The sequence below is a fragment of the Bacillus sp. FSL L8-0099 genome (assembly GCF_038006385.1).
Lineage (GTDB): Bacteria > Bacillota > Bacilli > Bacillales > Bacillaceae_G > Bacillus_A > Bacillus_A toyonensis.
Window position 1 is genome coordinate 875673 of sequence record NZ_JBBOVC010000001.1, and the last position, 19394, is coordinate 895066.

At 36.1% G+C, this 19394-nt stretch carries 20 protein-coding genes; 13 read left to right on the forward strand and 7 right to left on the reverse strand.

What is annotated here, in order from left to right; genetic code table 11:
* Positions 1–386 precede the first annotated feature (386 nt).
* Together MHH42_RS04480 and MHH42_RS04485 are read right to left on the reverse strand one after the other, a co-directional pair.
* Positions 387–986 carry a DedA family protein gene (locus MHH42_RS04480; RefSeq protein WP_000454873.1) on the reverse strand — a complete coding sequence of 200 codons (600 nt, stop codon included), beginning with the start codon at positions 984–986 and terminating at the stop codon, positions 387–389.
* A 216-nt stretch (positions 987–1202) separates the two neighbouring features.
* Positions 1203–1838, reverse strand: a complete 636-nt coding sequence (locus MHH42_RS04485) for a GNAT family N-acetyltransferase (protein ID WP_001098951.1) — start codon at positions 1836–1838, stop codon at positions 1203–1205.
* Between the two features lie 109 nt (positions 1839–1947).
* On the opposite strand from MHH42_RS04485, the gene MHH42_RS04490 reads away from it, so the two are divergent.
* On the forward strand, positions 1948–2766 hold the full coding sequence (locus MHH42_RS04490) for a MerR family transcriptional regulator (protein WP_000732820.1): 819 nt from the start codon (positions 1948–1950) through the stop codon (positions 2764–2766).
* 51 nt (positions 2767–2817) lie between these two features.
* On the opposite strand, the gene MHH42_RS04495 is transcribed toward MHH42_RS04490, so the two are convergent.
* Entirely contained in the window at positions 2818–3282 is a 465-nt protein-coding gene (locus MHH42_RS04495; RefSeq protein WP_000955010.1) for a hypothetical protein, read from the reverse strand.
* Positions 3283–3469: 187 nt separating this feature from the next.
* On the opposite strand from MHH42_RS04495, the gene MHH42_RS04500 reads away from it, so the two are divergent.
* A complete protein-coding gene (locus tag MHH42_RS04500; RefSeq protein WP_000486660.1) occupies positions 3470–4939 on the forward strand; it encodes a SulP family inorganic anion transporter in 1470 nt (489 codons plus the stop codon).
* A 115-nt stretch (positions 4940–5054) separates the two neighbouring features.
* Here MHH42_RS04500 and MHH42_RS04505 read toward each other — a convergent pair whose 3' ends face one another.
* Positions 5055–6413 (reverse strand): O-antigen ligase family protein, encoded by a 1359-nt coding sequence (locus MHH42_RS04505; protein ID WP_340892937.1) that lies wholly within the window; start codon positions 6411–6413, stop codon positions 5055–5057.
* Between the two features lie 420 nt (positions 6414–6833).
* Between MHH42_RS04505 and MHH42_RS04510 the strand changes: the two genes are divergently transcribed.
* The 3 genes from MHH42_RS04510 to MHH42_RS04520 all read left to right on the forward strand — a co-directional run bounded on the left by MHH42_RS04510 (position 6834) and on the right by MHH42_RS04520 (position 8421).
* A complete protein-coding gene (locus MHH42_RS04510) occupies positions 6834–7622 on the forward strand; it encodes an enoyl-CoA hydratase (protein WP_000454189.1) in 789 nt (262 codons plus the stop codon).
* Between the two features lie 134 nt (positions 7623–7756).
* On the forward strand, positions 7757–8077 hold the full coding sequence (locus MHH42_RS04515; protein ID WP_000720136.1) for a hypothetical protein: 321 nt from the start codon (positions 7757–7759) through the stop codon (positions 8075–8077).
* A 17-nt stretch (positions 8078–8094) separates the two neighbouring features.
* Positions 8095–8421 carry a nucleoside triphosphate pyrophosphohydrolase gene (locus tag MHH42_RS04520; RefSeq protein WP_052943765.1) on the forward strand — a complete coding sequence of 109 codons (327 nt, stop codon included), beginning with the start codon at positions 8095–8097 and terminating at the stop codon, positions 8419–8421.
* Between the two features lie 21 nt (positions 8422–8442).
* Here MHH42_RS04520 and MHH42_RS04525 read toward each other — a convergent pair whose 3' ends face one another.
* Positions 8443–8622, reverse strand: a complete 180-nt coding sequence (locus MHH42_RS04525) for a hypothetical protein (protein ID WP_001027088.1) — start codon at positions 8620–8622, stop codon at positions 8443–8445.
* 127 nt (positions 8623–8749) lie between these two features.
* Between MHH42_RS04525 and MHH42_RS04530 the strand changes: the two genes are divergently transcribed.
* The 3 genes from MHH42_RS04530 (at position 8750) to MHH42_RS04540 (ending at position 11776) form a co-directional block, all read left to right on the forward strand.
* The gene (locus MHH42_RS04530) at positions 8750–9799 is read left to right on the forward strand and encodes a M42 family metallopeptidase (protein WP_000930088.1); all 1050 of its coding nucleotides are present in this window, start codon (positions 8750–8752) and stop codon (positions 9797–9799) included.
* 69 nt (positions 9800–9868) lie between these two features.
* Entirely contained in the window at positions 9869–10582 is a 714-nt protein-coding gene (locus tag MHH42_RS04535; RefSeq protein WP_340892941.1) for a hypothetical protein, read from the forward strand.
* A 240-nt stretch (positions 10583–10822) separates the two neighbouring features.
* A complete protein-coding gene (locus MHH42_RS04540; protein WP_000064982.1) occupies positions 10823–11776 on the forward strand; it encodes a TRM11 family SAM-dependent methyltransferase in 954 nt (317 codons plus the stop codon).
* A gap of 48 nt (positions 11777–11824) precedes the next feature.
* Here the strand turns inward: MHH42_RS04540 and MHH42_RS04545 are convergent.
* Both MHH42_RS04545 and MHH42_RS04550 read right to left on the reverse strand, forming a co-directional pair.
* Positions 11825–13194 (reverse strand): IS3-like element ISBth167 family transposase gene (locus MHH42_RS04545; protein WP_087949097.1). Its coding sequence is split into 2 segments (ribosomal slippage): positions 11825–12729 and positions 12729–13194, totalling 1371 coding nucleotides; the frame shifts between segments, so codons are not numbered across the junction.
* A 163-nt stretch (positions 13195–13357) separates the two neighbouring features.
* Positions 13358–13588, reverse strand: coding sequence for a YflJ family protein (locus MHH42_RS04550; protein WP_101557945.1), 231 nt, complete (start codon positions 13586–13588; stop codon positions 13358–13360).
* Between the two features lie 225 nt (positions 13589–13813).
* On the opposite strand from MHH42_RS04550, the gene MHH42_RS04555 reads away from it, so the two are divergent.
* The 5 genes from MHH42_RS04555 to MHH42_RS04575 all read left to right on the forward strand — a co-directional run bounded on the left by MHH42_RS04555 (position 13814) and on the right by MHH42_RS04575 (position 19390).
* Positions 13814–14167, forward strand: a complete 354-nt coding sequence (locus tag MHH42_RS04555; protein WP_001225458.1) for a DUF3870 domain-containing protein — start codon at positions 13814–13816, stop codon at positions 14165–14167.
* A gap of 503 nt (positions 14168–14670) precedes the next feature.
* The gene (glaH, locus tag MHH42_RS04560) at positions 14671–15609 is read left to right on the forward strand and encodes a glutarate dioxygenase GlaH (RefSeq protein ID WP_070172780.1); all 939 of its coding nucleotides are present in this window, start codon (positions 14671–14673) and stop codon (positions 15607–15609) included.
* Positions 15610–15820: 211 nt separating this feature from the next.
* Positions 15821–17023 carry an L-2-hydroxyglutarate oxidase gene (gene lhgO / locus MHH42_RS04565; RefSeq protein WP_000271848.1) on the forward strand — a complete coding sequence of 401 codons (1203 nt, stop codon included), beginning with the start codon at positions 15821–15823 and terminating at the stop codon, positions 17021–17023.
* A 317-nt stretch (positions 17024–17340) separates the two neighbouring features.
* Positions 17341–18393, forward strand: a complete 1053-nt coding sequence (locus tag MHH42_RS04570) for a proline racemase family protein (RefSeq protein WP_002038054.1) — start codon at positions 17341–17343, stop codon at positions 18391–18393.
* 19 nt (positions 18394–18412) lie between these two features.
* The gene (locus MHH42_RS04575) at positions 18413–19390 is read left to right on the forward strand and encodes an ornithine cyclodeaminase family protein (RefSeq protein WP_016107914.1); all 978 of its coding nucleotides are present in this window, start codon (positions 18413–18415) and stop codon (positions 19388–19390) included.
* Positions 19391–19394: the final 4 nt, after the last annotated feature.

Sequence of the window (19394 nt, forward strand, 5' to 3'; positions counted from 1 at the left end):
TTTTAATTTTAAATGTATGAAATTCGGTTTTAAATAAAGGTTTGTTGGGATATGGAGATGTATTTTTCATATATAAAAATAATAATTTTAGTGTGCGAGGAATAAAGTTGTAAGAAGGTAATGTTGGATAATAAATGTTTAAAAAGAAAATAGATTAGGTCATCAGATGACCGTATGAATAGAGTGGTCATTTAGTATATTTTGGGAGCGATGATGTTTAGACGTCAAAAAAATTAATGTGCTTGACCTAAGGTTTAGTTTGAGAGCAAGATTTATGTAATAAAAAAACGGAGGCGAATAGGTCTCCGTTTTTTTATTTGTGTACGCAGTTAAGCTGGATAATACTTATGGTTGAAAGATTTTAATAACATGCGGTTCGTTCTAATTCAGATTTTTATAAACACATGTTTTATTTTTTTGCGAAATCGTATGATTAGCGTAATGACAATAATACCGAAGAGGATTTTCCAAATGTTTTGACCAAGTACCATGAATATATCTTCTAAGTTTTCCCCTAACCAGTAACCACCGATTAAGAAGAATGATACCCAAAATAGGGCGCCTGAATAAATTGTCAGCGCAAAGCGGCGAAATGGTAAGTTGATAATTCCTGCAAAGTACCCTGTAAAGTGGCGTACACCTGGAATGAAAAAAGCAATGAAGATTAGAAAATACCCGTATTTATCGAACCACGTTTGCGTTAACTTAATTTTTCGTTCTGTTAAGAATACATATTTGCCGTATTTCTGAATAAATGGCATGCCAAGTTTATTTCCTAAGAAGTATTGAAATGTCATACCTACACTTGTCCCAATAAAAGATAAAAAAATTAAAATGGGTAAACTTAAATCGCCTTGATGTGATAAAAACCCTGCATAGGCTAATGTCGGCTCTCCTGGAAACGGAAGAGCGATATATTCTAAAAGCAATCCGACGAGTACGACATAATACCCGTATTGTTGGAACAATTCATAAATCCATTCCATGTTGTACTCTCCTTTTTAAATTGATGTTGTTACATAATTTCCTCTTTTTCGCACTAATCGAATGGAAACAATAGTAGTAGAAGAGTTTGGTTGGAGGATCGTATGATTCTTTCATAACGACTCGCTTCATACAGAAGAGGTGAGATGTTGAAGTGAATAATCATACTGAATATAGCTCTTTGCTAATTAGCAAAGAGCATCGAAGTGTAAATGTTACTATGAGCTAAAATCATAGCGGTATAAAAATACATTAAATTCTTCTTCTTTTGGTTCGAAATGAACAGTTTGTTCCTTAATACGCTTAAAGTTTTGTTTGTCATAAAATCCATAGTTACAGTTATTGTCTGTATATAAATATAAAGATGTAACATCTTCGTCTGTCATATATTGGAATAAGTAGTTCATTAATGATTTCCCAACACCAAGTCCTCTAGATTCTTCAGATACGATGAATAATTGTATACAACCTTGAAACTGATCTTCTTTTCCTTGAATTAGTTCCTTATATGTTTTTTTAACTTGTATAAATGATTTTAAAAACTCTCTATTCTCTTTATTCGTCATGAATAGTTTTAGCGTGTTATAGGAAAGGCTAAAACTATTATGAAATCTCTTTAAACGATTTTTATCTTTTTCGGAATCGCCTAAAATGACACCGATAATTTTATTATCTTTTTCAGCTACCTTGCTAAAGGAACTTCCTAAAATGCAACTGTGTAGATAGAAGTTTAATATTGAATTTAAAAATTTTTTATCAGTAATAAATTCATTAAATCCAAATGCCTCACCGATTAAATGTTTAATAGGCTCATAGTCTTCTTTAACAAGGTTTCTATATTTTACTGTATTCATAATTGTATACTCCCTTTATTAATGTAAATATCTTATTATAAATGGTAAGGTCTCCTCTAAGGAGAGAGTCAATGGTTGTTAGAGAAAAAACATAAGGGAAGAGATTTAAATGAAAAAATTATTTTCTATTGGAGAAGTTGCAAAAATAAAGGATATAACGATAAAAGCATTAAGGTACTATCATAAGATGGGGATTCTTATCCCGAAACATATTGATGAATCAACGGGATATAGATATTATTCTATAGATCAATTTATTCACATAGATATTATAAAAAGCTGTAGAGAGTTGAACACTAGTATAGTAGAGCTTCAAGAGATTTTTAAGGATTGTAATACAGATAAATTATTACAGTTTTTACAATTGAAGAGGGATGAGGCAGAAGAAAATATAAAAAAAATGAGAGAAGTAATCGAAACGATTGATTGTTTAAATGAGAAAGTAGGGAGTTCACAGGATATATTAAAGGATGATGGAATATCTATTACGTTTTTTGAACAGCGTCATGTAATTGTAGCGCCTTGTAAAGAAGTGGGGAGTTTGCAGGAGTTACTGTATTATTCTGATTTAGAGAAAGTCATTGACGATTATGAAGGGAAAATGTCAATGGAAATGGGGATTTTATACAACGTAAATGAAAAGTGGGATGTAGAACCGAAGTATGTTTTTCATAAGGTAAAAGATTATGTACATATGGAAGATGATAAGAATATAAAAATGTTACCAAGTGGGAAGTATGCAACTTTATCGTATAGTAAAGAAAATGAAGAGGAACGTAGAAATACTATGATTAAATATATAAAAGAAAATCATATAGAAGTGGAAAGTTTTATTGAAGTGGAGCTAGTTAATGATATTTTTAATACGGAGTCTTATAGCTGTCAAATTCAAATCTTTATAGAGGATAGTGAAAATTTGACATTTTGATAAATGATAATCCCGTAATTTACGGGATTATCATGAGTAGCAAGAAGTGTATTATTTACGTGAAAAACCTTCTTCATCAAGGTATTCCGCTGCTTCTGGATAAGAGTTGAATGTACCGTCTAAGTTTACGCCAGCATAAACGTTCCACATGTCATCCTCTGATATAAGAGTAAGAATATGACCATCTTCGTTATGCCATTCTTCTTCTTTCGCAGGTTCTGCAGGGATTACTACTTCTTCTTGTGATAATAGTTCAATTGATTGCTCAATTACTGAACGTAATTCTTCCGCTGAAAATTCACGGATGTTAATCATACCTTTATCGTCCGTTTTGTAACCTTTAATACCGCTTGCATATACAAATCCGTTTCCATTTGGGTGTAAATGATATACAACGTTCTTTTTATCTAAACGACTTTCTTCAAAGTGAAAGTTTACGCGTTTTAATGATACGTTCTTTCTTTCTAATTCAGGGAAAGATTCAATGATCGATAATTTTTCTTCAAAAGTTAGCATAGTGCCTCCAAGTATATAGTAAAAGATTTAATTTGTTCATTATAGCATAGTTGCAATTGTTTCCAAAGGTAAGGGGGAAACTTTTCATTGAATACGTTTACTTCACGAGACTGTAAAAAGTACGCTAACGAATAAATCTTTTTAGGTGTACAATGGAACGTGGACTTTATATGAAGGTGGTTATTTTATGTTTCAAAAAATTGCAAAGGAATGTTTAGCAGGATTTACGGTTGCGATTGTTGCGTTGCCACTTGCCATTGCGTTTGGTATTGCGGCAACGGGAACGTCTGAAGGAGCACTGGTCGGATTGTATGGTGCCATTTTTGCAGGTTTATTCGCAGCGTTATTTGGTGGTACACCTGGTCAGGTTACTGGGCCAACTGGACCGATTACGGTTATCGCGACAGGAGTTATTGCGACGCACGGGTTAGAGGCGAGTTTTATAGCATTTATGATGGCGGGACTTTTTCAAATTTTATTCGGGGTATGTAAGCTAGGCTCTTACGTTCGATATATTCCGTATCCTGTCGTTTCAGGATTTATGAACGGTATTGCACTGATTATTATTTTAGGTGAAATAAAACACGTGCAAAATAGTTTTCTGCTCGTAGTATTAACGATCATTGTAATGATTGTTTCTGGAAAATGGATTAAGGCCATTCCATCTAGTTTAGTTGCGTTAGTCGGTGTGACTGCGTTGTTGCCTTTATTTTCTTCATTGTTAGAAGGGCTTACAGTGAAGGTACCGATTATCGGAAATCTTTCACTAAATAAAGTAATTGAAAAGATTGGAACGATTCCAGAAGCGATGCCTACGCTTCATATTCCATCTTTAAGTGGAACAGGATTAGCAGAACTTATTTTACCAGCGCTTAGTATTGCTTTATTAGGTTCGATTGACTCTTTATTAACGTCAGTCGTAATGGATAATGTGACAGGTACACGTCATAAAAGTAATAAAGAACTTGTCGGACAAGGTATCGGTAATATGATGAGCGGATTGTTCGGCGGATTAGCAGGTGCAGGGGCGACTGTACGATCTATCGTTAATATAAGAAGTGGCGGTAAAACGGCGCTTTCGGCAAGTATGCATAGTGTTATATTGTTTATTTTCATTATGGGACTCGGTTCAGTCGTACAATACATTCCACTTGCTGTATTATCAGGTATTTTAATTTTAACGGGTATTGGAATGTTCGATTGGGAAAGCATGAAGAAAATGCATGTAGCGCCAAAAGGTGATGTTATTGTTATGCTCGTAACGATGATCGTTACAGTGAAGTTTGATTTAATGATCGCTGTTGCATTCGGGATTATTCTTTCCTTCATCCTATACATTGTGAAATGTAAAGAACGTAAAACTTCGATTGTAAAAGAAAGAGAAGCAACGTATACGATTCAAGGACCGCTCTCTTTCTTATCAGTAGATCGTATTTTTACTACTTTACAAGATGTGAAGTCACCGATTGTTTTACGTATGAAAGATGTGCGCTATATGGATGTGTCAGGAGCGATGGCATTATTAAATTTTGTTGAGCAGTCAAATAAAGCTGGAGCGAGTGTAACGCTTGAACAAGTACATCCAAGTATTGAAAAAACAATTGTAGTAATGGCGAACGACGAACAGAAAGAGAAATTGAAGTTTTTAGGTGTTTAGACGGTATAATAAAAATATCGCAAAAGAAAATTTAGAGTATGTAAAACACGAATGAAATAAAAAGAAGGTGCTCGAAAATCCAGTATAACGGACTTTTCAGAGTACCTTCTTTTTGTTATTCAATTCCCAAGTCAACAATCATATAAGCAAGTATAACAACGAAGAAAATACTTACGGCTGGTGCTGTTAATACGTGACCAGACATAAAGCCGATGCCGAGCGATAAGACGAGTGTGTTAGCTAGTAGCATATGTTTTACATTTAATAGTTTCTTGAAGTTAGTGATGATGCGAATGAATATTTTAATACCGAAATAAAGAAGCGGCAGCAAATACATAAGGAATCCAACAATGCCGAACGCAAAGAATAGGTCGTAGAAATCCATTTCGACTAATTTAGGTGTAGTTGTATAGTTACCAGCGTAGCCCATTCCAAATAGTTTTTGAGATAGTGGTGCGTCTTTATAGTATTGTTTGTATACGTTTAAAAACTTGTCACGATCACTGTAAATTAAACTCTTCATTTCAGAGTCTGTTAGTTCACCCTGCTCACGTTCTTCTTTCGTTACCTCTCCTTCTTGTACTGGATTTTTATATTTATATATTTGTAAATGGATGCTCATGTTTTTGGCGATAGGAGTATATGGTGTAAGTATGAGTATACCTCCTAATACGATAGCAACAACAATTGTATTTACAAGATATGTGAATCCTTTTCCTTCTTTTTTACGATGAATAATATATTCAATGAATAAGAAAAAAAGAGCGATACCAAGTGTAATAACAATGGCACCATAGCCTACTTTCGTTCCAATCATAATGCTTGCATACATCGCAAGTACAGTTGGAATCCAGTAATAGATTTTCGAGAAAGAAGTTGTTTTATGAATTGAGTACAAGACAACGATGGGGAACGTAATGGCGAAAATGGAACTTAACTCATTTCCAGCAAAGAACCATCCCCTTGAACCGATCTTTGAGTTCGGATAACTTGGGAAATCTGTACTAGTCAACATTGCCACAATAATTGAGATACTCAAAATTAACGTTGCATATAAGAAATAGATAATGATTTTATGAAACGCATATTCGTTATTTTTTAACTCTTTAAGAGCGATAATATACCCAAACAGTAGTACCATTGGATATACACTTTTTAAAATGAATTTCACTTCTTCTCCGAAAGAAACTAGAGATTTGACCATTAAATTATTAACAAGGCCGATTGTGAGTACAGTTCCAAGTAAGCATAAGTAGAGAATGTATTTTTTCGCACCTTGTTGTTTGTGATGAAGAAGTAGATACCCTGATGCAAGAAGCATAAAGGCGAAACGGACTACGATTCCGACTGTTGCGCTCATGTGTAATACATAGATTGAAAAAGATGTTAGTAAATCTAAAATTGGTTGAAATACAATGAATAGCAGTAGGAAATGTGGGAAGTAGTTATCCGTCTGTTTCAACTTATTAACCATATGTTCCTCCATTTCTTCATTCTTTTATTTCAGCACCCGAGTGAGGGGATAAATACCTTTTTATCGGGCTATTTACCGCGCAGTAAAACTCCCACCTCAAAATTCAGCTGGAGCAAAGAAGTTAGGTGGAAGCCCTGCGGACCGTAAAAGCCTTCACTTTATAGTAAGGCGAATGAATTTCAATATTTGTTTTTAAGCAGTACATGCAAGAAGACATTATTTCATTGTAATGATAGATAGATGAAAGGTATGGATAAAACGACTTTGATTGCTATATTTTTTAACGAAATGGTATGTTTTATACAGGATATATACAAATTGCGAGATTGTTAGACAGAAAATTAAGAAAAAAGAAGGATTTTTTACCTGTTTTCTATAATTATATAAGTATAATCTTTATATAGAAAAGAGGGGTATATGATGGAAGTAACGAGTAAAACAGAATCTGTGGTTGTGAAATATGAAGGAAGCGTAGCAACGGTGATGGTCAATCGCCCAGAAGTGTTAAATGCATTAGATGAGCCAACGTTAAAAGAGCTATTACAAAAGTTGAAAGAAGTAGCGGAGAGTTCTGCGCATATTGTTGTGCTATGCGGGAACGGTCGTGGTTTTTCTGCGGGTGGGGATATTAAATCGATGCTTTCAAGTAATGATGAAAGCAAGTTTGACGGTATTATGAATACCATTTCTGAAGTCGTTGTAACTTTATATACGATGCCGAAGCTTGTGATTAGTGCAATTCATGGACCAACTGCTGGTCTTGGATTAAGTATTGCATTAACTGCTGATTATGTGATGGCAGATATATCGTCAGTTATTGCGATGAACTTTATTGGAATCGCTTTAATTCCAGATGGTGGCGGTCATTTCTTCCTACAAAAGCGCGTCGGTGAAAATATGACGAAGCAAATTATTTGGGAAGGCAAGAAATTATCAGCAACAGAAGCGTTAGATATCGGCTTAATTGATGAAGTAATCAGCGAGAACTTCCAAACGGCTGTGAAACAAAAAATTAATGAATGGTCACAAAAGCCGATTAAGGCGATGATTCAAACGAAGCAAATTTTATGTGAAGTCAATCGCTCTAATTTAGAACAGACGCTTCAGCTTGAAAAACGCGGTCAATATGCGATGAGACAAACAGCTGACCATAAAGAAGGCATTGCTGCGTTTTTAGAAAAACGTCTACCAGCATTTAAAGGGGAATAAAGTAAAACTTTAATTAGTGAGGGGGTTTTGTTCACTTCCTACTGATTATTAGCCCGTTAATTCGGGATAAAAGGGAGAAAGTGCTAACACATTTTAGTATAATTGTGTTAGCACTTTTTTTTTAGGAGTCATACATGAAAAAAATTATAGGTATTACCGGTATAATTTTGTTTGTATATTATGCTTTGCACAGTACACCATCTATGGCTGTACGAACTGCATTATTTTTTGAAGGGCATCCAAGTGTTGCGTTTTCTGGCGGGGTGACGAAAGAAAAAGATGTGAAAAAAGAAGCGATTCCAGATGAGTACCAAACTTTATATGGTAATGAAGAAGAAAAATCAGAGCACTATTTCTTTCCGCATGTAAGGGCGCACGGATCAGGAATTGATATGTTAAGTGCGTGTGTGAAAAAAGAGTGGTTTTTCTATAAAGCAGAGCTCGGGTGTTATTGAACATAGGAGGATGAATGATGTCAACTTATAACAAGTTAGTAAGAGACCGTGTTCCAGAGAAAATATTAATGTCTGGAAAAACATATACAGCACAAAAATTAACAGGCCAAGCATACATACAAGCTTTAGCGAAAATTGGAACGGAAGAAGTTCGTGAATTTGCTTCTATGAAAGAGCGTGAACATGCGTTAGATTCTCTTGCGGATGCACTGGAAGTGATTATGTCATTAGCGCGTGCAGAAGGAGCAACAATTGAAGACGTAGAACGCCTTCGTAAGAAAAAAAAAGAAGAGCACGGTGGATTTGAAAGAGGGATTTATTTATTAGATGTTTCAGAAGAATAGTTTTATAGGAAAAGCATAGCGTTACTCACTAACGCTATGCTTTTTTGCTGCAATGAAGCTAATAATGAAGAAGATAGCCGTTAATCCCCAGCCGATTGTAATAGAAGTAGTAGTATGAACGGCATAAGAAACTTGTAAACAAAGTAATGATGCTAAAAACCAAATGAGTGCAATGTGTATATATTTTTTTGATATATTCATATTTTGCAGCTCCTTTTTACATACTAAAGAGAATTTCACTATAATTTAGAAAATTAGACCATATAAGTAGAGGTTTCATAGCAAATTTTGTATACTGAATAATAGAGAAAATGAGGAGGAAACGACAATGGCACATCATACGAAAGAAACGATGGAACTCATTAAGGAGCTTGTCTCTATTCCGAGTCCATCTGGAAATACGGCGAAAATTATTAATTTCATTGAAAACTATGTGAGTGAGTGGAACGTAGAGACGAAGCGTAATAATAAAGGCGCTCTTATTTTAACGGTAAAAGGGAAAAATGATGATCAACATCGTTTATTAACTGCTCATGTTGATACGTTAGGTGCGATGGTAAAAGAAATTAAATCTGACGGTCGTCTTCGTTTATCTATGATTGGCGGATTTCGCTGGAACTCTGTAGAAGGGGAATATTGCGAAATTGAAACGTCAAGCGGTAAGGCGTATACAGGAACGATTTTAATGCATCAAACATCTGTACACGTATATAAAGATGCAGGTGAAGCGAAACGCGATGAGAAAAATATTGAGGTTCGTATTGATGAGCGTGTCTTTTCAGCTGATGAAGTACGCGAATTAGGAATTGAAGTAGGAGACTTCGTTTCATTCGATCCGCGTGTTCAAATTACAGACAGTGGATACATAAAATCACGTCATTTAGATGATAAAGTAAGCGTAGCAATTCTATTAAAATTAATTAAGAGATTACAAGACGAAAACGTAACATTACCATATACAACTCATTTCTTAATTTCTAATAATGAAGAGATTGGATACGGTGGAAACTCTAACATTCCAGAAGAAACTGTTGAATATTTAGCAGTTGATATGGGAGCGTTAGGTGATGGACAAACATCTGATGAATATACAGTATCTATTTGCGCAAAAGATTCTAGTGGCCCATACCATTATGCATTACGTAAACATTTAGTTGAGCTTGCGAAAGCGAACAATATTGAATATAAAGTAGATATTTACCCGTACTACGGATCTGACGCATCAGCTGCGATTCACGCTGGATTTGATGTAAAACATGCATTAATTGGAGCCGGTATTGATTCTTCTCACGCTTTTGAACGTACGCATGAGAGTTCCATTGCACATACAGAATCATTAGTATATGCGTATGTAATGTCTAATTTAATTGAAGACTAATTTCATAGAAAATAAAGTGGGCTGATTAAAAATATTATTTTTAATCAGCTTTTCATTTAGGGGGGCAAGATGAAGAAATTATTGATGGGGAGTATCGTCGTAAGTTTAATGTTAAGTGGATGTGCTCAAGAAGGTTCAGATGAAAAAGTAGTGACGAAGGTAGAGGATACCCAGGGGAATAAAAAAGAGAGTAGAAAAATACAAGGGTCACAAATAAATCCACAAGTGCAAAGTCGCTACACTGTTTTAATGAATTCTACTGAGGGAGAAGCGTATACTTTGCATGTTTTTTCGAATAATGAACAACATGAAACGCAAAAAGAACCTTGGGTTGGTGCACAAGAAGGGGATCAAATATATAAAGGTGAATATCAGCTTGCCTTACAATCTACAAGCGCGACATTATATTTGCAAGAGGCGAAAATTGGAGAGTTTGTATTTAATACGTCTAGAAAAAATGGATTTGTAAGTAAAGGTACACCAGATTTTTTCGTAGCACTGCAACGTGAGTCTTCTAATTTTTCAACAGTGAAAGCTTTTTACATTCATAAAGGGAAAGTGCTCGAAGTGAAAATCGATGAAGATGATTTTGGTATTACAGGAACTTGTTTTAAAGCTTTAGATAAAGGGAAGTTTCTTATTGGGAATTATGATAATGGAGAAGGAATGTGGTATTTTTCGACTTTCCAAATCGATCTTGAAACGGGAAAAGCGAAACGGGTTAATCAGAAAAAGCTTCCTTTGGAGGAAGGGAATGTATATGTTCAGGACAATTTCAAATGATACATTAGGAGAAGCAACTTATGATGGTATGCTAGATTACTAGGAAGAACAAGCTCAGAATGTATCTTCTTTTTGTTATTAAAAATAAAGAGATTGCCAATAGGCAGTCTCTTTTATTTGCGAAAGGATTTAGAAAGGTTTCTCTTTATTTCCGGCATATGATATCATTTAATTTTATATACAAAAATATTCGAGTAATTGTGATCATAACAATTTTAAACGATAAAGGATGATAATAGATTGAGTAATCATAGTAAAACACCTGCATGTATATATACGTATGCGTTTCGCGAAGAGGAGCGTGCTTTATGTTACTTGGAAATGCGCTCGTTCTTTGGGATGGAGTCTCACGTTAATATTTTGAAAAGTGAAGTCAAGATTGCTCCGAGTAGAAGTCCGTTTATTAAAGAGCGCGTTGAGGTTATGTATGAAGGGGACGACTTAGAAAGCATTTTAGAACAAGTGGAACAAATTGATTTAGCAGGAGCGACATTCAAAGTTATCTTCGTTAAAATCAATGATCTTGGTAAAGAAAATAAAATTGAATATGGGGAAAGACGCCTTATTGAACGAGACCTCGGTATGCATATTGAAGGAGAAGCAGACGTTCGTAATCCAGAGCGCGTATTCGGGATTGTTCCTCTTGGAGGACGTTGGTACTTCGGGCACTATGTAGAAAGTGATCCAGTTTGGTATCATCACATAAAAAAACCGCATAGCTATTCGACATCACTGAGCACACGTGTTGCTAGAGCTGTCGCAAATATCGCTGTACCAAACCCAGATGGAGTACGAGCAATTGACCCGTGCTGTGGCATTGGAACAGTAGTAGTAGAAGCACTTTCTATGGGGATTAACATCGTTGGTAGAGATATAAATCCACTTGTAGTTCTTGGAACGAGAAAAAACATCGCACATTTCGGGTTTGAAGGAACAGTAACAAAAGGCCCAATTGAAGAAATTACTGAGAACTACGACGTCGCAATTATCGATATGCCATACGACCTATTTACGCACGCAACACCAGAAGATCAACTCTCGATTCTTTCAAGTGCGCGCCGTATCGCAAAAAAAGTAGTCGTTGTCACGATGGAAACAATGGACGACATGATTCATGAAGCGGGATTTGAAATTACAGACCGCTGCATCACAAGAAAAGGATCATTTTCTAGACAAATTCTTGTTTGTGAATAAAAAAAGGTCACCCGTTATGAACTGAACCCAAAAAATTAGACAAATATATTAAGCAGCTACTAAGGATTGAACTCTGTATTGCACAGGGGACAATCCTTTTAGTTTTGTTTTAATTCTTTTGTGATTGTAGTAATGAATATAAGTTTCTAGTTCTTGCTTAAATTGTTCCATACTTTCAAACTCTTTAAGATAAAGTAATTCAGACTTTAATAAGCCAAAGAAATTTTCCATGACTGCATTATCTAAGCAATTTCCCTTACGGGACATACTTTGGATAACGTTATGTTTTTTAAGCGACTGATGATATTGTCGCATTTGATAATGCCAACCTTGATCCGAGTGTAAAATAGGAGTTTCCTTATCATTCAAACGTTGAAACGCCTTATTCAACATTTTAGAAACAAGGGAATAGGCAGGTCTATGTTCTATATTGTAAGCTATAATTTCTCCGTTATATAAGTCTAAAATGGGTGATAGATATAGTTTTTTACCATGTAAGTGGAACTCCGTCACATCTGTTACCCATTTTTCATTTGGTTTTGATGCGTGAAAATTACGTTTTAAAATATTAGGAGCGAATTTCCCGACAGTCCCTTTATATGAACGATATTTTTTTAATCGAACAAGACATTTTAATCCCAGGATATTCATTAAACGTCGAACGGTTTTATGATTTAATGCATGGCCTCGATTACGTAATTCCAATGTAATACGACGATAACCATACCTCCCAAAATTCTCACTAAAGATCTCTTTAATTAATTCTTTAACTTTCTTATATTTATCTGGACGTTTCGCTTGTTTCATCCAGTAATAGTACGTACTACGAGCGATATTAGCGACTTTCACAAGGTCAACGACCTTGTATTTATGCCTTAATTCATAAATCAATTGCGCTTTGTCTTGGTCTGTGATGTTTTCTTCTTTTGAACTAAGGCATTCAACTTTTTTAAATAGTCATTTTCCATACGCAGACGTTCATTCTCTGCTTGTAGCGCTTCTATAGAACCTTCAAGAGATACTTCGTTTTGTTTTAAATGTTGTAGCTTAGCTTTTTCTTTGGCCATGGTTAGACGCCCCTTTTTCTTTGATTTTAGGGCATCTAATCCTTCTGTTTCATATGCTACTTTCCATTTTCGGAGTGTTTCGCAAGAAGGAATATTAAAAAAAGCAGCTGTTTCTCTCAGAGATGTCCCATTTTCATTCATATAATGAATTACATCTAGTTTATACTCGAGAGAGTAAGTTGTATAGCGTTTTTCAAACGCCTTTTCCCCTGAAAATTCAAACCGTTTAATCCATTGATAAAGTTCTCTAGGATGAACCCCTATAGAATTAGCAATGGTTTTTCCGCCTTCCGTACCTTCTAGATATCGTTTTACTGCTTGTATTTTATCTTTTGAAGAAAATTTAGCCATAAAAAATGCACCTCCAATTGTTAATTATGTGTCTAACAATTGGGGTGCACTTCATTAGGGTGGCCTTTTTGGTTTGTATGAATGTGTGATTGGTTGGTGGAATGGGGGAATGATTTGTCGATAAGTCAATATACCATGTTGAACCGCTAATATATTTCGAGAATCAATCGATGTTAGATTCCTCTTCTTTCGTTTTCTCTTGTTGTGCGATTAATAAATTGCGCAATACGTGTCCGCGGTAACTTTCTAGTTTTCGTCCTTCATGATAGCGGACACCTAATTTTTTAAGTTCAGCTACGTACCAGCCTTTTGTTCCGTAATACATGAGACCACTTCCTTTTTTCTTTTGAACAGTATATGTTGTGGGGATTTGGAACTTTCTTATCAAATTAATATTGAATATTCAGTTTATTTACATTATGATTAATTTAGTATCGGATGGCAGTGAGTAGCCTCGCTGTAAGCCCGGATTTATATTTGAAAATGAAGAGAGTAACTTCTTTCCACTTGAGCTTCTTTAGCAGGAGTACGAGCTAGAAGGATAAGGGGAGTAAATAAAATTCAATGCAGCTGTATACGATGCTTTTCTGGCTTTTAACATAGTAACGGAGGGTGAAATATGCGCAAAGGAACTTTTTTCATGGCTGGACATTCGAGACTTCCGAAAGGGATGGCGGTTCGCAGTATGTACGAAACGTTAACAATTACAATTGAAGCAGATCATAAATATCATGTCATTATTGAAGCGTCATGTACGCTTGCAACAGAGCACGGGAGAGGCTTCGTCGCCCAAATTTTAAGAGGACATAGTTTACGAGATGGTATTGAAGAAATTGTGCAAGATATTACAGATCATTATCAAGGAAAAGCGCAAAATGCTATCGTCAGTGCGGTCAAAGATTTGCATCGCCAATATGTAAGTTATTTAAATGATGAAAAGCCTGTGGAAGAGTACGAGGAAACAAATTTATAATCAATGTCTAGTTTATGACGATAAATGAGAGCCAGTTGTATTTCCTTTAAAGAGATGCGACTGGCTTATTTTATTTGGGAGTAAGTAAGATGAATACGTGAAAAGAAATTCAAGTTGTAAAACAAGAAGCGAAAAAAGGGGATTTATAAAATGTGTAAAGTATGTCGAGGAAATAATAAAAAACGAATTGACAGTTAGAATATTTAGAATTATTATTTAATTAATAAGATCCATTCGAGAAATTAGCCTTCTCTAAATTCGATCTTGTTTTCCTGTTTACACATGTTTTCATATGAACTGTCTATTATTATTGTACTTTAAGAGATTAAAGACACTCGTAATGATAAGCCAGTTGTACGTTTCTACGATTTTCTGTCGTGGTGCGTATGACTGGCTTTTTGCTGTTAGGGCAGTAAGACCAAATCTCGGCATAAGAAGATAAGGATAACTGTCTGTAAAAAGCGTCAATACGTTCTTCATATTTCATTTAGGGAGGAATTGAAATGTCGATTATTACAGAACAAAGTACGAAGATGAAGTTTGCAAAAAAATATGAGGGTTATGAAATTATTCCTCATCCGGAGCATAAACGTTTATATCATATTATGTTAAATCAGCAATTGCTTAAGCAGTTTTTTGAAGAGGTAAAAGAGCATTCAGAGCAGTCATTACAATACATTCCGTATTCACGGTTTAATGTTGCTGATGGAATGAGAAAGATTTTTGGGCAATCATTTATGGATAACATTCGCGGCATTATTCATGACCGTGAAACGGGCGGATTTACAATTGGGGTGCAAGGTGAAACGGCAGATCCAGCAGATTACGTGAAATTTGCAACAGCAATAACACATTTAATTGGGGCACCAAACTTCGATGCAATGACAGGAACGTATTATGCAAGATTTAATGTGAAAGATACGGATAGTAGTGATTCTTACCTTCGTCAAGCGTACCGATTGTTTACACTTCATACGGACGGTACATTCGTTGATGAACCGACAGATTGGCTTCTTATGATGAAAATGGAAGAGCAAAATGCAGTAGGAGGAGAATCTCGTTTACTACATTTAGACGATTGGGAAGATCTTCAAAAATTTAGAAACCATTCACTCGCATCTGTTAAAATTACGTATAAAGCACCACCAAGTAAAAATGCGCAAGAAATCGTCTATCGTGAAACGTTTTTTGATATAAATAACGCACCATGTATTTGCTTTATTGATCAGTTCGCTTATCCAGATAATATGGAACAAGCAAACTATTTGAAAGACTTATCCTATTCAGTTGAAAACTCACAGGCAACACATGCATTAAAATTACCAGTTGGTGACTTAGTTCTTTTAAACAATTTATTTTGGATGCACGGAAGAGCTGCATTTGAGAAGAATAAAGATTTATATAGAGAACTCATGCGTCAGCGCGGTTGTTTTTCTAAATAATATGTACGGCAGGTCTTTTGAATAGACCTGCCTTTTATCCCGCTATTTGCCGGGCAGTAAAACTCCCACCTTAAAATTCGGCTGAAGCAAAGAAGTTAGGTGGAAGATTAACTGCCTGTAAACGCCCGATTGGTGAAGACTAATAATCAGTGGGGATGGACGAAACCCCACTGATTAAAGTTTCACTTTATACGATTAAGGGGGAATTAGAGTGTATGACTTTATAATTATTGGCGGAGGAATTGTTGGTCTATCAACTGGAATGGCTTTAACGAAAAAATTCCCTCGTGCGAAAGTCGCGATCATTGAAAAAGAAAAGGAACTTGCACACCATCAAACTGGACATAATAGCGGAGTAATTCATTCTGGCATTTATTATAAACCAGGGAGTTATAAAGCGAAGTTTGCCAAAGAAGGAAATGCAGCTATGGTTCAATTTTGTAAAGAAAATGACATCGCTTATGACATGTGCGGAAAAGTAATTGTCGCTACAGAAAGAGAAGAACTTCCTCTTTTACATAACTTATATGAGAGAGGCTTACAAAACGATTTACACATTTCAAAAATAGATAAGGAAGAATTAGCTGAAATTGAACCTCATGTAAAGGGACTAGGGGCCATCCGTGTTCCTTCTTGCGGGATTGCTGATTATAAAGGAGTCAGTTATGCATTTGCTCGCTTAATTCAAGAAAGCGGCGGTGAAGTACACTTAGGAACAACCGCAGAGCGTATTACTGAGAAAAAAGATGCTGTAACAATTGAGACAAACAAAGGCACATTTAAAACGAAATTTCTCATTAACTGCGCTGGCTTGCATAGTGATCGCATTGCGAAAAAGACAGGTATATTAACTGATATGAAAATTGTTCCGTTTCGTGGTGAATATTACGAACTTGTCCCAGAAAAACGCCATCTTGTAAAACATTTAATTTATCCAGTTCCAAACCCAGAATTCCCGTTTTTAGGTGTTCATTTTACAAGAATGATAAACGGAGACGTACATGCAGGACCAAACGCAGTAGTAAGCTTCAAGCGCGAAGGTTATACGAAAACGGACTTTAATATGAAAGACTTCATGGAAACAATGACATACACAGGCTTTTGGAAAATGGCGATGCCAAATATGAAAGAAGGCATAAAAGAGATGGTGCGCTCATTTAGTAAACAATCATTTTTAAAAAGCTTACAGCGCCTCATACCAGAACTAACAGAGAAAGATATCGTGCCAACACATGCAGGGGTAAGGGCACAAGCTATTTTATCAAACGGAAATATGGTTGATGACTTTTGCATTATTCCTGGCATCAATTCTCTACATATTTGTAATGCACCATCTCCAGCTGCAACGGCAAGTATAAAGATTGGTGAGGAAATTGCTAAGCAAGTGCCGGATGTGGTGGCGGTGAGGGTTTGATGGATCCCCCAGGGTTTTCGGGGGATTTTTTTGTTTTGAGGTTTGGTGAGTGTGGGGCTAAATTGGAGGCTAATAGTCACCAACTGTTTACTGTATAAAAAAGTAGACAGTAGTGTATGTTTTTTTGAAAAATGTATACAGATTTATTCCGCTATTCGCCGGGCAGTAAGACCCTCGCCTCAAAATTCAGCGAAAGCAAAGAAATTAGGTGGGGATCGGGCTGCACGTAAAAGCCCGATTGGTGTGGGCTAATAATCAGTCGGGGATGGACAAACTCCCTACTGATTAAAGTTTCACTTTATACTCTATCCGTTGGCATGATACTTGCAATGAAAATAGTATTAATATATAGGGGAGAGATAGAAATGAAGGTTAGCAAAATATACACAACTATTGATGCGCACGTAGCTGGGGAACCGCTTCGAATTATTACGGGCGGCGTGCCAGAGATAAAGGGAGAAACGCAACTAGAAAGACGCGCATACTGTATGGAACATTTGGATCACCTTCGTGAAATTCTTATGTATGAACCGAGAGGGCATCACGGGATGTATGGTTGTATCGTTACACCGCCTGCAAGTGCTCACGCTGATTTTGGTGTTTTATTTATGCACAATGAAGGCTGGAGTACGATGTGCGGCCACGGCATTATTGCTGTTATTACAGTAGGAATTGAAACAGGTATGTTTGAAGTGACTGGTGAAAAGCAAAAATTCATTATTGATAGCCCTGCCGGGGAAGTTATTGCGTACGCAAAGTTTAACGGGAGTGAAGTAGAGTCAGTATCATTTGAAAATGTTCCTTCGTTTGTATATAAAAAAGACGTTCCTATCAAAATAGATAACTATGAATTTCAAGTAGATATCGCGTTTGGTGGAGCCTTTTATGCTGTAGTGGATAGTAAAGAATTTGGTTTGAAAGTCGATTTCAAAGACTTACCTGCTATTCAAACGTGGGGCGGAAAAATTAAACATGATATTGAAAGTCAAATGGAAGTAAAACATCCATTGGAAGAAGGTTTAAAAGGAATATACGGTGTTATTTTCTCAGATGAACCGAAAGAAAAAGATGCTACTTTACGAAATGTAACAATCTTTGCTGACGGGCAAGTAGATCGTTCTCCTTGCGGCACAGGAACTTCTGCGAGACTCGCAACTCTTTTTGAAAAAGGTGCCTTACAAAAGGGAGAAACTTTTATCCACGAATGTATCACAGATGGTCATTTTGTGGGAGAAGTATTATCTGTAACAGAGGTAGCTCAATATGAAGCAATCGTTCCGAAAGTAACCGGGCAGGCATTTATTACAGGATTTCATCAGTTTGTATTAGATCCGAGAGATGATTTGAATCGGGGATTTTTGTTAGGATAGAAGGAGGAGGTGGAAAGATATGCTAGTCATAAGCGCAAACGAACAAAGAAACTTAGTAAATATGAACGAAGTCATTGCATACGCGGCGCTTGCTTTACAAGAATTTTCCGCAGAAAGAACGATCACACCAATACGTACTTCATTACCATTTGCAAGCGAACAAAATACGGCATTAATTATGCCTTCAGTAGCGGAAGGACTTGAGGCACTCGGCTTAAAAGTAGTAACAGTCGCCCCGCAGAACAAAAAGATAGGAAAGAAAACGATAAACGGGATTGTAATGCTATCAGACTTTCAAACGGGAGAACCACTCGCACTTTTAGAAGGATCGTACTTAACGATGATCCGAACAGGTGCCTTATCAGGAGTAGCAACAAAATATTTAGCTCGTCATAACGCAAAAACTTTATGTATTATTGGAACCGGTGAACAGGCGAAAGGAATTGCAGAAGCAGTATTCGCGGTTAGAAATATCGAAAAGGTCATTTTATACAATCGAACGGAAGAAAAAGCGTATGCATTCGTGCAACATATACAAACGACATTCGGCAAACCTGCTTACGTTTATAGAAATCCAAATGAAGCGATAAGCGAAGCAGATATCATCGTCACAACAACAAATGCATCTACACCAGTCTTCTCAGAAAAACTACAAAAAGGTGTCCACATAAACGCCGTCGGTTCATTCAGACCGAGCATGCAAGAACTACCATCTCACGCCATCGCGAACGCAAACAAAGTAGTAGTCGAATCAAAAGAAGCAGCATTAGAAGAAACGGGCGATCTTCAAGTGCCAATAAAAGAAGGTTTATTTAAAGCTAGCGACATACACGCCGAACTTGGTCAAATTATAAGCGGTGAAAAAGCTGGTAGAGAGAATGAGGAAGAGATTACTATTTTCAAATCAGTTGGCTTGGCCGTAGTAGATATTATCGTTGCGAAGTATTTGTATGAGAAAGCGGTGGAGCGTGGGATAGGGAATAGGATTGAATTTTGAGGCT

Coding starts and splice junctions, on each gene's coding strand:
- MHH42_RS04500 (WP_000486660.1), top strand. CDS start 3,470: ATGTTTCAAAAAATTGCAAAGGAATGTTTAGCAGGATTTACGGTTGCG.
- MHH42_RS04495 (WP_000955010.1), bottom strand. CDS start 3,282: ATGCTAACTTTTGAAGAAAAATTATCGATCATTGAATCTTTCCCTGAA.
- MHH42_RS04520 (WP_052943765.1), top strand. CDS start 8,095: ATGTCAACTTATAACAAGTTAGTAAGAGACCGTGTTCCAGAGAAAATA.
- MHH42_RS04515 (WP_000720136.1), top strand. CDS start 7,757: ATGAAAAAAATTATAGGTATTACCGGTATAATTTTGTTTGTATATTAT.
- MHH42_RS04510 (WP_000454189.1), top strand. CDS start 6,834: ATGGAAGTAACGAGTAAAACAGAATCTGTGGTTGTGAAATATGAAGGA.
- MHH42_RS04535 (WP_340892941.1), top strand. CDS start 9,869: ATGAAGAAATTATTGATGGGGAGTATCGTCGTAAGTTTAATGTTAAGT.
- MHH42_RS04480 (WP_000454873.1), bottom strand. CDS start 986: ATGGAATGGATTTATGAATTGTTCCAACAATACGGGTATTATGTCGTA.
- MHH42_RS04555 (WP_001225458.1), top strand. CDS start 13,814: ATGCGCAAAGGAACTTTTTTCATGGCTGGACATTCGAGACTTCCGAAA.
- MHH42_RS04525 (WP_001027088.1), bottom strand. CDS start 8,622: ATGAATATATCAAAAAAATATATACACATTGCACTCATTTGGTTTTTA.
- MHH42_RS04485 (WP_001098951.1), bottom strand. CDS start 1,838: ATGAATACAGTAAAATATAGAAACCTTGTTAAAGAAGACTATGAGCCT.
- MHH42_RS04490 (WP_000732820.1), top strand. CDS start 1,948: ATGAAAAAATTATTTTCTATTGGAGAAGTTGCAAAAATAAAGGATATA.
- MHH42_RS04505 (WP_340892937.1), bottom strand. CDS start 6,413: ATGGTTAATAAGTTGAAACAGACGGATAACTACTTCCCACATTTCCTA.
- MHH42_RS04530 (WP_000930088.1), top strand. CDS start 8,750: ATGGCACATCATACGAAAGAAACGATGGAACTCATTAAGGAGCTTGTC.
- MHH42_RS04570 (WP_002038054.1), top strand. CDS start 17,341: ATGATACTTGCAATGAAAATAGTATTAATATATAGGGGAGAGATAGAA.
- glaH (WP_070172780.1), top strand. CDS start 14,671: ATGTCGATTATTACAGAACAAAGTACGAAGATGAAGTTTGCAAAAAAA.
- MHH42_RS04575 (WP_016107914.1), top strand. CDS start 18,413: ATGCTAGTCATAAGCGCAAACGAACAAAGAAACTTAGTAAATATGAAC.